Raw genomic sequence first — 13,407 nt, 5'->3', positions numbered from 1 at the left:
TACGGAAAAATTTAGGTATTAGCAAAAAATTATTAGATAAAAGGTTAAGAAATTATAATATACATGATATTTTAGCTATGTTTTTCGTATATGACAATGTAGTTATGAGTTCAAGCATGAGAGAGCATCGGGTATTGGAATTTAAAAATTTTATGAACCGAGCTAAAAGAAATAAAAATATTTATGATGAAAGATTTAAATCAGTGTACAGATTCTTTACTAAAGTATTTGAAAACTATTAAAATATAGCTTAATATTATGAATATGGAAATAAACTATATGTTTGTAGGCTCTGCATCGAAAGATGTAGAGCTAAGTTTTTATATTGAGCATATATATGTTTTTTAATGAATTATTTATGTTCAGAGACAAATAATTTAGACATTGTAAAGTTTGCCACACTTCGGAGTGGTTGTTTTATGTGTAATTATTTTAAAAAGTATAAGAATTACACAAATTTGTTAGCATCTTTTACAATACTAGTTAGCTCATACAAATTTTTAATACTATCGCTTACACTATAAAAATTATTTTCTCCATTTAATCTGTATATACTATACATTCCAGCTGATCTTGATGCTTCATAATCATTTTTTAAACTATCTCCAACAAAGACACACTCACATAAGTCGACATTTAAAACTTTAGCGGCTCTTTCAAAAATAAGAGGATTAGGTTTTTTTATGTTTTCTTTTTCAGAAACTAAAATTACATCCATATATTGTTCAATTTGTAATGATTTAATATTTTCGTATTGAAAAGGATATTTACCATTAGTGATTATGCCTAATTTGTACCCATTTGAGCTTAATATATCTAAAGTTTCTTTTAAGTTAGGGTATGGTAAACACTGATTGCAAAAGTTATTAATATAGTCATCTAGTAAATCATCGGCGCTTAAATCAATGATATTAAAGATATTAATTAATTGTGCATAAACTTTATCTTTCCAAACATAACCATTTTGATCTAATTCGATAAATTTACTTTTAAAAACATTTTTATCAATGTGATTTAAGTAATCAATGAATTTGTCATATTGATAATCGATAAATTTTATTAACGAAGATTGTCTGTCTAATAGTGTTCCATCTAAATCAAATAAAATTGCCTTTATCATAATTTAAAACTCCTTAAAAATTATTTGAATATTCAATCAATTAAAACAATGATATCATAAATTAAGAAAATTTTTTGAAATAAGGAGGAAAAATATGAGTGTTTACTTAGAAAATATGAAGCAACAAACTTTCAAAGATTTTTATGAGGAAAGTATGATTGAATATGCAGCAGAGCACGTTAAAAGTGGCGATTGGGAGGAAGAGGGATCAATTGAAATAGCGCGTACAGAATTTGAAAAGTTACTGCCAGAAGGTTTAAATACATGTAATCAATATTTACTATCTGTGCTTTATAATAATGTGGATATAGGTTATTTATGATTACATATATTTGATGTAAAAGAAGAAAAGAAATGTTTTATTTATGATATCAAAATAAAAGATACATATAGAGGGAAAGGCTTAGGTACAAAAACGATGGAATGTATAGAAGAATATTGCAAAGATAAAGATGTAGAAAGTATTGGTTTACATGTATTTGGACACAATAAGCGAGCTGTATCTTTATATAATAAAATGGGATTTGAAACTACAAATTATCGTATGGAGAAAAAATTGAAGTGATTATATAAATAAGAAAGGATTTTTAAAATTGATTCAATCTATAAATCACGTTACATATTCTGTATCAGATATTAATCAATCTATTATCTTCTATAAAGAAATTTTACAAGCTGAAATTTTAGTAGAGAGTGATAAAACAGCGTATTTCACATTAGGTGGTCTGTGGCTAGCGCTTAATGAAGAAAAGGATATACCAAGAAATGAAATTCAATACTCGTATACGCATATGGCATTTACAATTGATGAAAGTGAATTTGGTGGATGGTACCAGTGGTTAAAAGATAATGATGTGAACATATTAGAAGGACGTAATAGAGATATAAGAGATAAAAAATCAATATACTTTACTGATCCAGACAACCACAAATTAGAATTACATACAGGTACATTACAAGATAGGTTAAATTATTATAAAGAAGAAAAGCCACATATGAAATTTTATAAATAAGTAGGTTATATTATGACAATAGAAGCAAGGTTATTTGAAGAACAAGATTTAATCAAAATTAAAGAATTGCTAGTTTTATATGAAGATTTAGGTTATCCAACAATAGCAGAGAATTTATTTAATCGTTTAAAAAAGATATACAGTCATGAAGATTATTATTTGTTACTTTTAATAAAAGATGATGTGATAATCGGTTTGAGTGGTATGTGCAAAATGATGTTCTATGAAAAGAATGATGAGTATATGCGCATACTAGCGTTTGTTATTAATTCTAATTGCAGAGGGAAAGGCTATGGAACAATTTTATTAAAAGAGTCAGAAATGTTAGCAACTCAATTAGGATGCAAAGCAATCACTTTAAATAGTGGTAACAGAAAAGAACGAGATAATGCTCATAGTTTTTATAAAAATAATGGTTTTGAAAATAAGGCATCTGGGTTTTCAAAACAGATTATATAAATTATATTTTATATAATCACGTTGTATTTAAGGGGGAGGTTGTTAAAATATGAATAAAATAATAGTTATTGGGTCGTCTGGATCTGGTAAATCTACATTATCAAGGCAGCTATCGAATATTTTAGACATTCCAGTTTATCATTTAGACGCACTATTTTGGAAACCTAATTGGGTTATGTCCAAAGAAAATGAACAAATAGATATTCAAAATTCATTACTAGAAAAAAATGAATGGATTATTGATGGAAATTATACTGGTATTTTAGAAGATAGATTACAGTTAGCTGATACTATAGTATTTTTGAATTTACCAAGAAGCATTTGTTATTACAGAGTTTTCAAAAGGTTAATCAAAAACAGAGGTAAGACTAGACCTGATATGGGAAATGACTGTAAAGAAAGAATAACTTTCACGTTTTTGAAATATATTTGGAATTACCCTAAATATCGAAAACCATTTTTATTGGATAGATTTAAAGAGGTAGAAAAGCATAAAGATATATTTGTTTTAAATAGCATTAAAGAAATTGAGGAGTTTAAAATAAAAATAAGACAGTAGAAAACATCAAACGAACAACTATACGGTTATTTATTTCTCGATGTAGCAGAGAGCGAATGTCAGAACTATATTATGGCCATGTAATGTATGTTTAGTTATGTAATAAGAGCTATTACTCAAAAATGAGTATGTGGTTTGGTTAGACAAAAGTGTTTAATCAATATGTAACAGTACACGACCAAAAACGACCACTTACTGTTATCCAAAAAAGACTGGCAGGTATTGTTCAAAAGTGGCCGATAGTAAACGTACAAAAAAGTCTATTTGTACATAAATAAAAATTAAACGATAGGATTATTTTTGAACTCATCTTGTATTAGAGTATTGTTTAGAAGCTGATTATCAAAACAACAATAAAGAGGAGGTTACTTATGGCAACTACTGCGCAAGTTATTAAAGGTAAAGATATAAATGGTGAAATTATCTATGAAGATGTGAAGGCATATGATTTAAATGATAATCATAGAAATAAAATATATTATTGTAAAGGATGTGGTATAAAATTAATTTTAGTTATTTCTAGTAAAGGTAGAGAATTCAATACATTTAGCGCTAGACTTAAAGATAATAAACACGAAGATGGATGTAAATATGATAAAAGTAGTGAATTTAGTGATGAAGATAGAGAAAATTTTAATTTTGATTCTTTTATTGACGGTATAATAAAAACTAGTAACCCAAATAAAAAGAATATTAGTAGTAGTTCTAGTAAAGATGAGTATGATAGAGGTAATAAAATTACTAATTTGCGATCCTTTACTGAAATTTGTAGACAACACTCACCAGACAGTTATATAGGTGATGTACTAATTAGAGATTGTTTTCTTGATGGTAGAGTGTTCAATAACTATTTAGATGGCTTTCAGGGTCAAGTTGTAGTTGTACCTCTTTTTCATCGTTATTCCACAAATGAAAAAGTAATGTTTTTTAATTATGGCAACAGAACTCTAAGAGTAAATTTCAAAAATGAAAATTATTTCTTTGAAGTGAGAGATGAAATATTTGATATAGGAAAACGCGAAGCTAAAATTGCTATTGCTGGTGAATGGAAAGATGAAGGAGAATTTATAGAAACTACAGTAAGTAAAAAAAGGCAAATGGTAAATGTAACTTCAATTATAAATTCTTAACTCATATAATTCATGTGACTTATCCTTGGATAATGAACGTGTTTAGAGTGCACAAATGTATGTTGTTTTTGCAATTTTAACATTTTACACTACATCATCAAGGCAATGTAAACGTTGATATATCAATACTTATAACGATTTTTAAATGTATACATAAGCGGTATAATGAACTCCCGCCGTCTCCATATAAGAAAAGCCTATGACTTAAATGGTCATAGGCTTTTTATTGTGATACAAAAAACCGTAAAAACCACCAAATTAATTTAAATGACTGATCAAATAAATTAATAAGAGCATACATAACAAAGAAGTATTTTGTATAAAGAATACTTATAATTGAAGACCTCAATGTATTTTCGAAAATAATCCGTAAAAATGTGAATATATGGTAATAAATGCTATATACATAGTTATTAAATCGATGAAAGTTAGAAATAATCGAAATTTATAGTGATTAATAAATTGTATTTTTTCAACTACTACATATCTGATAAGGTGTTTGGTTTTTGTATTCAAACATAAAACTTATAATTTTATTATAAAAATAATGTTTATATATTTGTAAAAGTGGAATATTACTAAAAGGACTCCAGAATCCTATTCTCATTCACATTTCCCAATCCTTTCTATTATTTTAGGTTCCTCAACTTTTAATAATAGAGGGGGTATTTTTTTGTTCATTTATAATAACGAAGGTTCTGTTGTATTCATAAGATAATAATATGAAAGTAATAAATCCAGATACACAAGTTAGAAGAAAATGAAGGTAAATTTAAAGTTGTTATGAATAATAATGCAAAAAGATATGTTGATAGTAACGACAAAGCTAAAATTATTTATGAAAAAACAAATAAATGAGAATTATTAACTTCAATCGAAAACATAGAAGGTGGAGTAGGGAAATGTATTTTAGCCACTGGCGGGTGACCTTATTGGAGGTGCTTGAGGCCGTACAGCTACTGGTGTTGGTTATGGAGCCATTACTGCTACATAGTTGGAGTAGGCGCTGGTTCTGCAATAGGAGCAGAAGCAAGCTGTTTTGATTAATAAATTAAATGTAGTAATAACTTTTGTTGTAATAAGTGTAATTTCCAACAATATTTTTGGCTTGCCGTCATTGAGTATAATTTCATCTATAATTTTACTGTTTATATTATTATTGATAAGTTATAAATAAAAAATAAGTATTTTGTGTAGGTGAAAAAAATTGTGTTACCACAAATTGTAACAATTTGTGATTCAATTGTGTAACATTTATCAAAAAGGCAGGGGCTAAAAAGGTTTAATGATAATATTTTTATACCATTTGAAACTTACATATACAGTGGAAATATACTCCTGCCTTCTTCATACAGGGAGGAGCTAGGACTTAAATATCTACAGCTAAAAAATAAACATCAATTTCTCCTGAGGTTATACAGAAATTGGTGTTTTCTTTGTTATTTATGAAATTTTAGCCCCATGCTAAACAGGACTGATATAAAAATCTGCCCTGTTTTTGATACAAAAAAGCTCAAAAATCTCTATAATTTAAATATCTAACCAACTAAATTAAAGAGCACTTAAACGCCTGTGAATTATATTATATCAAAAAAACTGAGAACAATATAACTGTTTTATGATATAAAGATATGATAAAAATGTACAAAATAGAAGTTAAAGGAGCTAAATTAACAAATATCTTTGGGGATTGTTATTTATAATGGTAATTAGAAATCGTTATAGCGAGACAATAAGCAAAATAAGTTGTAGAACTTATCACGTCCAAAGTAACACTATTTAATTTGAGACACTAGAAATACTAGGAAATAATAACCCGAGAGCGAACTATACTTAACTGTAAGTAATGGCAATCATTAAAGTTCCAGAAATAATTATTTTATGATTCATTGTTTAGTAATCCTTTTGAAAGACTCAGCGTAATAAATTTAATATCTGAAAAATTCACACGTTCTAGCATTGATTTACTGCTTTTCAATATGAATAGTAACTTTTTCGCTAAACCCTGCTTATCAATAAGTTTATTTGCATTGTAAATTAATTGTTCCTATTTTTAGCTAATTTTGTCATTACACTTCACATTTATGAAAGAATATTACCTCTTGTTTTAATTTAATATAGATTTTTTCAATTTTCGTTTATTACCATAGATATATTATAATTGGCATGTTGATTCAATTTCTCAAGAAACTCATTTAATTGTTTGTCACTAGGAAATCGGCATTCTAGTAGATAACAAGCATCCCCAATAATTTTATAATTATGAACGACAAATTGTTGTTCTGCATTTACAAAATCTAAAAATGAATTATGTGATATTTTGTGTGTATAAATATTAATAAACACATGTATTTTGCAATTTATAGCTTGTTGATTAATAGATATGGTATAACCCTCAATAATATTGTCCCTTTCTAATTTTAAAACGCGATTATTGGCAGCTTGACCAGTTAAATTAACTCTTTCGCCTAATTTTTTCATAGATATTTTACTATCGCTTTTTAATTCTTCTAAAATTTTGAAATCAATTTCATCCATTATATTGTCCTCCTTTTTTCAAATTCCAAGTGAATTTAAAAAATATCTTTCAAATTTATATGTATTAAACCTTTTTAAGTATTTAAAATTAACGTATCACATTTATAAAGGAGATAAATTATGAAGATTAATCATTTGAGAAATGCAACATTAATCGTTGAATTTGCGAACAAAAGATTTTTAGTAGATCCCATGCTTGGAGAAAAAGGTTCATTTTCAGCGTTTCCTAACGCTCCAAGAGAAAATGAAAATAACCCCTTAGTTGATTTACCTATATCTGTAGACTTAATACTTTCTAATATTGATGCTGTTATTTTAACACATTTACATTTAGATCACTTTGATGAAGCTGCCCAACAACTTATCCCTAAAGATATGCATATATTTGTACAAAATAACGAAGATGCACAACAAATTAAACAAATAGGATTTAATAAGGTGGAAGTCTTAACTGAGAACACGCAGTTTGAAGATATACAATTAATTAAAACATCAGGTGAACACGGCAGGGGGGAAATTTTAAATTATACAGGACCTGTGTGTGGAGTTATCTTCAAACATAATAGTGAGAAAACTTTGTACGTAGCAGGAGATACAATTTGGTATAGCAAAGTTAGAACAACAATTGATAGTTGCAAACCGGATGTTATTGTTGTGAATGGCGGAGATAATCAATTTTATGAAGGTGGATCGCTTGTTATGAATAAATTTGATATTTATCAAACCGCTAAAGCAGCGCCAAATTCAAAAATTATTGTTGTTCATATGGAAGCTGTCAACCATTGGAACCTTTCACGCAATGAATTGAAAACATTTATAAAAGAAAAAAATATTGAATCACAAGTTTTAGTACCTAATGACGGAGACACATACAATTTTTAATAAAGGAGAAATGATTATGGCCTGGGCAAATACGAAAGATGGTTTAGAAATATATTATGAAGTACAAGGAAAAGGATCGCCAATCATTTTTCAATCAGGTTATATGGGTATTCATGATATTTGGCAAGAACAAGTTAAACTATTGAAAGAAAGTTATTTATGCATAACACATGACAATAGAGGTTATGGTCTTTCAAGCAAGCCTGTAGATTCTTCATTTTATACTATGGAAAAAAATGCAGAAGATCTTAAATCTGTACTCGATGCAAATAATATTACTGAACCTATATTATTAGTTGCTCACTCAATTGGTAGTCTGGCTTCATTAGCTTTTGTTACAAAATATCCGCAACTCGTCAAAGGAATTATAATGGCAGGTGGAGGTTCTTTTACAGGGGAATCAGCACTAAAAGCTGGAGGAAATGAGGAAATGTTTGCAGCTTATCAAACAACACCGAGCGAAGCACAGCAATTTTATCAACGTTTAGGTTGTTCAAGTGAAATTGCATTAGAAGCATCTAAATGGCAGCCTACTGTTTTCAAAAACCAAACACGAGCAATGTTGTATTATAGTGCAGACTCCAAATTGTTATCATTAGACGTGCCTGTCTTAGTTATTCATGGGAAAGATGATGTAGTTTCAACTAAAGAAGGCGTTTATGAAATTGTGGAAAACTTACCAAATTCAGAGTGGTTAGAAATGGAAAATGTCAATCACTTCCCACAATTAGAAGATCCTGAAAACTTAAATATTATTATTGAAAAATTTATTGAAAAATACTTTAATTAAACATTAATCTAACAATGACATAATTTTTAGTGAATATAGAAAACGTTGCAAGTGAAAATTATTCATATAATATTTATTTATGATTGTTTTCTAAAATGTTTGTTTATAAGAGCATTGGACATAAGTCTCCATTCTCAAAATAAAGGATTAATCCATTTTAATATGGGTTAGTCCTTTTTATATAATGATCTCAAGATTCTGATCATACACGCTTCTCTGAGTATTGTTCGAACTGTAGTCTCTCACTCATACTATCCCCTAGACGTCAGCACGATATAAAATCGATAGAATTCGTTTATTAATATGGAAAAAATAAGGCCCTTTCTTATTAATAAAATTACCCTACCAATGAAAAGTTCAATTTTAATTTCTCTGAATGACATCGCACGATTTATAAACGAAATTGTTGAAACAATTTTATAAAGTGAATTTAACTAATATTAGCACCATCTAAATACTAGTTCATATCATCCTAAAATTAGTTTAACAGTTTCATAATCAATGTCTTTAACAATCTCTCGTTGATGACCAATCTATGTTTTTCGCTAGCACAAAAATAGAAGCTAATGTTAACATATACATTTTTATGAAAAAAAGTATATGAAACTATGAAAATACGAAGTTACTTTATAATGAAAATTTTAAAGATAAAATCATGTCTTATATAAAAAAGGGAGTGACACTCTTTTAACTTAAGAGAAAATTGATTTAATGGGAATACACTCAGACAAAGAAATCAAAAATTTAACAAACTAAATGAATGAATCAAAATGAGCAGAAAAAAGGGGATAAAGCGTAAAAGTAGAACTGAAATAAAGAAATATAGAAAGAAAGTTAGAGAATACTTGAAACGTGAATATAGATATCAAATATCCATCTTTTATGAGTTGCAAAATTTCATAAAAATAAACATCAATTTCTATAGTTTCAATAGAAATCGATGTTTATTTTTTAGTTAGAGATATTTATGTACAGGACGCTTTTAATATAACTGTTGTTAATCATCGATTATATAAAAATTTGATATTTTTAGTTGACTATAATTGATTTTGTTTTATTTTCAAATACTTTCTTATATTCAAAGTTTTAGATAATTGATCAGAAATTATTAAACCTAGAGCAATAGAACCAGCAATAAGTATAGTTCTAATAAATGTATTGCTTGCATCAGTGAAATTTAGTGTTACAAGTTGCTGCATAGCTCTAAAAGCCAAGCTTCCTGGGACTAAAGGAATAATACCTGGAATCATAAAAACAACAACAGGAGATTTGAGTAATCTACTCATTATATGGCTGATTAAACCTAAGGTTAAACTTCCTAGTAAACTGGTGTAGATACTATCCATTTGAAACCATGTGTTTAATGTGAAATTAACTATATAACCTAGTGCACCAGCCAAGCCAGCTGCAAAAAATAGCTTTTTTGGGGCGTCATATATAAGTGCAAAAAAATAAGAAGCTGTAAAACTAAAAAATAAAGTGTAAATAAAAGTCAAAATAACGCCCTCCTAAAAAATCAAATAAGCAATTGAAATCCCTGACCCAATAGCAAAAGCAATTACCAAAGCTTCTAAAAATTTAGCTGTAAACATTAACATATGTCTGCTGAATAAATCCTGTATAGCAGTAGTAATTAAGACTCCAGGAACAATAGGCATAATAGAAGCAATCATTGCTGGACCAATTGTCTCATTAATATTAAATAGTTTTGCGCTTAATAAAATGATAAAACCTACTATAAAAGAAGCAACCAATTCGGGTATAAACATTGTTGGTGATCTACTTTGCATCCACTCAACAATAAAAAATCCAACAGAGCCAGCAATAAATGTAGGAATAATATTATGCCAATCGCCACCATGTAAATATAAAAAGCTAAGTGAAATAAATCCAGCCGCAATAAGTTTTTTCCATAAAGCGATGGTTAAAGTCGTATGTTCAATATTGGTCAAAAGATTATAAGCTTGATGAATTGAAATACTATTATTGGTTAGTTGACGTGAAATAGAGTTAACCCGAAAAATTTTAAGTAGGTTTGTTGCGTTTTTATTGATTCGAACAATACGTGTATCGTGACTTTCACTAAGAGAAAAATTTATGAAGTTATTTATAACGTATCCTTGACTATTATTATAGCCCATACAGAGAGCCATTCGTTTCATTGTGTCTTCTACACGTGAAATTTCAGCACCTGAAGATAGTAATATTTTACTGGCAATTAAAATAACACTCATAGTTATTTTATCTTGAGAACTATTCAATATTCTGTACCTCCAAATCAATAATAATGATGTTATTTTAATACTAATTTTTTCCAATGAAAGTAAATAAAATATTGCTAAAAAATAATGCAGCAAAATTTTATTTTGAAATTATTTATGATATGTAACATTATTTCTAATCAATGTATCTTCTAATGTTCTTAGCTTATCTAACGAAGTTTCGGATGTACGTTTTCCTAATTCTAAGACTAAAGCGTCTATAAGGGCGATAATTGGGACGATTGAGAAATGATCTTTGCTAACGGACAACTTCAATGTTACTGAAGCATATTCGATAATTGGAGAAGAATCATAATCTGTAATTAACAATACGTCATTCCCTTGAGTCTTTGTTTCTTTTACCGCATTAATGACTGAATATGTGTAGGGTTCAAATGCAAATACGATAAGAATATCTCTGGCAGCCATTTTAGTTATTTTATCAAGTGTTGCATCTGTATCACCACTTAATTGATGGACATTTAAATAGAATTCATTTAATAAGTGTTCAAGGTATAAAGCAGTTGATTTGTAAGGTCTAGTTCCTAGAATACTTACACTTGTAGCTTGTTCAATATATTGAACTGCTACATCAAAGTTTGTAATTAAATCAGTTTTCAATGATTGGTTTAATAAATCTACGCTTTTATCCCATACATTGGTCAAAGTATTGGTCTTCAGGTTTTCACTATGGAGAAAAGCATTTTTTAAAGAGAATTTAGTATTAATAGGTAGAGCTTCATTGTAAATATCTTTTCTAAAATCATTAAAGTTTTTATAATCCAAAGCATTAATGGTTCTCATCACTGTAGAAATACCCACATCTGCTTTATTTGAGAGTTCCTTAATAGTGGTAAGGCCTAAATCTTCAAAATTTTTAAGTATATAATTACATAGCTTTTGTTGTTTTTTAGGTAAAGTACTTTTTCTATTTACAAGTTTTTCTTTTAAAGATAATGTTTTTCTTTTCATTAAGAACCCTCACTTTCCTATTATAATTCTTATTTTAATTAATAATAACAGAAGAATTACAGTAATCAAATAACAATATAAGAATAAAAAAATTCCTTTTTTAATTTAAAAGGTTTACATTTATTCATTTTTGGTGTTAAAATTCATATCAATAAGATTAAGGAGGCAATTAAATGTTGAATTTTGATATTAAAGATTTGAAACCAAAGGTACAAGATTTTTTAAGTAAAGAAATTCCATTATATATAAATGGAAATTACACTCAATCAGTAAATAACAATAGTTTTGAAGTAATCGATCCTTCAACAGAAGATATTGTTGCAAATGTAAGTGAAGCTGGTGAAAAAGATATAGATATTGCAGTTGAAGCTGCGAGGGAAGCTTTTGATAATGGTGCTTGGACAAAAATGGAAGCGCATACAAGGTCGAATATCATATATGAATTTGCTCGATTATTGAAAGAAAATAGGGAAGAACTTGCTGAGTTAGAAGCCATTGATAGTGGTAAACCTTATGAAGTAGCTTTAGCAGACGATATAGATGGTACAATTCAACAATTTGAATATTATGCTGGTTTTGCGACAAAAATATCTGGAAAAACAACGCAAATATCAAATGATTTAGTTAGCTATACTTTACATGAACCAGTAGGGGTTGTTGGTCAAATTATACCTTGGAATTTTCCATTGTTAATGGCTGCTTGGAAATTAGGTGCAGCGTTAGCAGTAGGTTGTACCATCGTAATTAAACCAGCAACAGAAACTCCATTATCACTACTTTATGCGGCTGATTTATTTAAACAAGCCGGTTTTCCAGATGGCGTAGTTAATATAGTACCAGGTCCAGGGCATACTGCTGGCGAATTTCTTGTTAATCATGAAAATGTAGATAAGGTAGCGTTTACTGGATCAACAGATGTTGGAAAAAACGTAATGAAAGGAGCAGCAGAGCAAATTAAAAATATTACATTAGAATTAGGTGGGAAATCTCCTGCCATACTGTTAAAAGATGCTGATTTAGACGAAGCTATTGATGGTGCTTTTGATGGAACAATGTATAACCAAGGACAAAACTGCAGTGCTTGTACAAGAATTTATGTACACCGTGATATATATGATGAAGTTATTGAGGGATTAAAAACAAGAGCTGAAAATGTAAAAGTAGGTCCGAGTATGGAACATTCATCAGATATGGGGCCGCTTATTTCTAAGAAACAGCAAGATAAAGTTATTGATTATATTAATAAAGGCAATGAAGAAGGAGCAAGATTAATTTTCGGTGGTAGTAAAGTAAATAAACAAGGTTATTATGTAGAACCTACTATTTTTGCAGATGTCGAAGATGATATGACAATTGCAAGAGAAGAAATTTTTGGTCCTGTAATGGCAGTATTTGTATTTGATGAAATTGATGAAGTTATAGATAGAGCAAATGATAGTGAATATGGGTTGGCTTCAAGTGTGTGGACACAGAATCTAAAAAATGGCCACTATATTTCTAAAAAACTTAAAGCAGGAACGGTTTGGATTAACACAGTTGGTCTTGAATTAGAGACAATGCCTTTTGGTGGCTATAAACAGTCTGGTATTGGTAGAGAAATGGGTGGTGAATATGGATTACAAAGTTATACAGAAGTCAAAAGTGTAATGATTAATATTGATTAAATAAAAAATTAAATGGAGG

General features: G+C 28.6%; 14 protein-coding genes. 9 read left to right on the top strand and 5 right to left on the bottom strand.

Going from position 1 to position 13,407, the window contains the following annotated elements:
* Positions 1–448: 448 nt before the first annotated feature.
* Positions 449–1,120 carry an HAD family hydrolase gene (locus tag ACW5YJ_RS11935; protein ID WP_135092152.1) on the bottom strand — a complete coding sequence of 224 codons (672 nt, stop codon included), beginning with the start codon at positions 1,118–1,120 and terminating at the stop codon, positions 449–451.
* 94 nt (positions 1,121–1,214) lie between these two features.
* Between ACW5YJ_RS11935 and ACW5YJ_RS11930 the strand changes: the two genes are divergently transcribed.
* The 6 genes from ACW5YJ_RS11930 to ACW5YJ_RS11905 all read left to right on the top strand — a co-directional run bounded on the left by ACW5YJ_RS11930 (position 1,215) and on the right by ACW5YJ_RS11905 (position 4,281).
* Complete coding sequence (locus ACW5YJ_RS11930; RefSeq protein ID WP_228065282.1) at positions 1,215–1,442, top strand: hypothetical protein; 228 nt, start codon at positions 1,215–1,217, stop codon at positions 1,440–1,442.
* Positions 1,443–1,448: 6 nt separating this feature from the next.
* The gene (locus ACW5YJ_RS11925; protein ID WP_457338621.1) at positions 1,449–1,685 is read left to right on the top strand and encodes a GNAT family N-acetyltransferase; all 237 of its coding nucleotides are present in this window, start codon (positions 1,449–1,451) and stop codon (positions 1,683–1,685) included.
* 28 nt (positions 1,686–1,713) lie between these two features.
* Positions 1,714–2,133, top strand: coding sequence for a FosB/FosD family fosfomycin resistance bacillithiol transferase (gene fosB, locus ACW5YJ_RS11920; protein ID WP_457338201.1), 420 nt, complete (start codon positions 1,714–1,716; stop codon positions 2,131–2,133).
* Positions 2,134–2,145: 12 nt separating this feature from the next.
* Positions 2,146–2,592 (top strand): GNAT family N-acetyltransferase, encoded by a 447-nt coding sequence (locus ACW5YJ_RS11915; protein ID WP_457338200.1) that lies wholly within the window; start codon positions 2,146–2,148, stop codon positions 2,590–2,592.
* Between the two features lie 49 nt (positions 2,593–2,641).
* Positions 2,642–3,151, top strand: coding sequence for a DNA topology modulation protein (locus tag ACW5YJ_RS11910; protein ID WP_119604284.1), 510 nt, complete (start codon positions 2,642–2,644; stop codon positions 3,149–3,151).
* Between the two features lie 371 nt (positions 3,152–3,522).
* Complete coding sequence (locus tag ACW5YJ_RS11905) at positions 3,523–4,281, top strand: competence protein CoiA family protein (RefSeq protein ID WP_119604285.1); 759 nt, start codon at positions 3,523–3,525, stop codon at positions 4,279–4,281.
* A 2,127-nt stretch (positions 4,282–6,408) separates the two neighbouring features.
* Here ACW5YJ_RS11905 and ACW5YJ_RS11900 read toward each other — a convergent pair.
* Positions 6,409–6,819, bottom strand: a complete 411-nt coding sequence (locus ACW5YJ_RS11900; RefSeq protein ID WP_228065281.1) for an Lrp/AsnC family transcriptional regulator — start codon at positions 6,817–6,819, stop codon at positions 6,409–6,411.
* A gap of 120 nt (positions 6,820–6,939) precedes the next feature.
* Here ACW5YJ_RS11900 and ACW5YJ_RS11895 point away from each other — a divergent pair, with 120 nt between their 5' ends.
* Complete coding sequence (locus ACW5YJ_RS11895; RefSeq protein ID WP_135092132.1) at positions 6,940–7,701, top strand: MBL fold metallo-hydrolase; 762 nt, start codon at positions 6,940–6,942, stop codon at positions 7,699–7,701.
* Positions 7,676–8,491 carry an alpha/beta fold hydrolase gene (locus ACW5YJ_RS11890; RefSeq protein WP_457338199.1) on the top strand — a complete coding sequence of 272 codons (816 nt, stop codon included), beginning with the start codon at positions 7,676–7,678 and terminating at the stop codon, positions 8,489–8,491. The genes ACW5YJ_RS11895 and ACW5YJ_RS11890 overlap by 26 nt, the downstream gene beginning before the upstream one ends.
* 1,037 nt (positions 8,492–9,528) lie before the next feature.
* Here ACW5YJ_RS11890 and ACW5YJ_RS11885 read toward each other — a convergent pair.
* The 3 genes from ACW5YJ_RS11885 to ACW5YJ_RS11875 all read right to left on the bottom strand — a co-directional run bounded on the left by ACW5YJ_RS11885 (position 9,529) and on the right by ACW5YJ_RS11875 (position 11,724).
* On the bottom strand, positions 9,529–9,987 hold the full coding sequence (locus ACW5YJ_RS11885; protein WP_017722440.1) for a threonine/serine exporter family protein: 459 nt from the start codon (positions 9,985–9,987) through the stop codon (positions 9,529–9,531).
* A gap of 12 nt (positions 9,988–9,999) precedes the next feature.
* The gene (locus ACW5YJ_RS11880; RefSeq protein ID WP_017722439.1) at positions 10,000–10,752 is read right to left on the bottom strand and encodes a threonine/serine exporter family protein; all 753 of its coding nucleotides are present in this window, start codon (positions 10,750–10,752) and stop codon (positions 10,000–10,002) included.
* A gap of 111 nt (positions 10,753–10,863) precedes the next feature.
* Positions 10,864–11,724 carry a MurR/RpiR family transcriptional regulator gene (locus ACW5YJ_RS11875; protein WP_017722438.1) on the bottom strand — a complete coding sequence of 287 codons (861 nt, stop codon included), beginning with the start codon at positions 11,722–11,724 and terminating at the stop codon, positions 10,864–10,866.
* 173 nt (positions 11,725–11,897) lie between these two features.
* Between ACW5YJ_RS11875 and ACW5YJ_RS11870 the strand changes: the two genes are divergently transcribed.
* Positions 11,898–13,388 carry an aldehyde dehydrogenase family protein gene (locus tag ACW5YJ_RS11870; RefSeq protein ID WP_017722437.1) on the top strand — a complete coding sequence of 497 codons (1,491 nt, stop codon included), beginning with the start codon at positions 11,898–11,900 and terminating at the stop codon, positions 13,386–13,388.
* Positions 13,389–13,407 lie beyond the last annotated feature (19 nt).

Source organism: Staphylococcus sp. mip270_02, from assembly GCF_054031535.1.
Note: the sequence above shows the minus strand (reverse complement) of the source record. Positions and strands in the feature narration are given on the sequence as shown.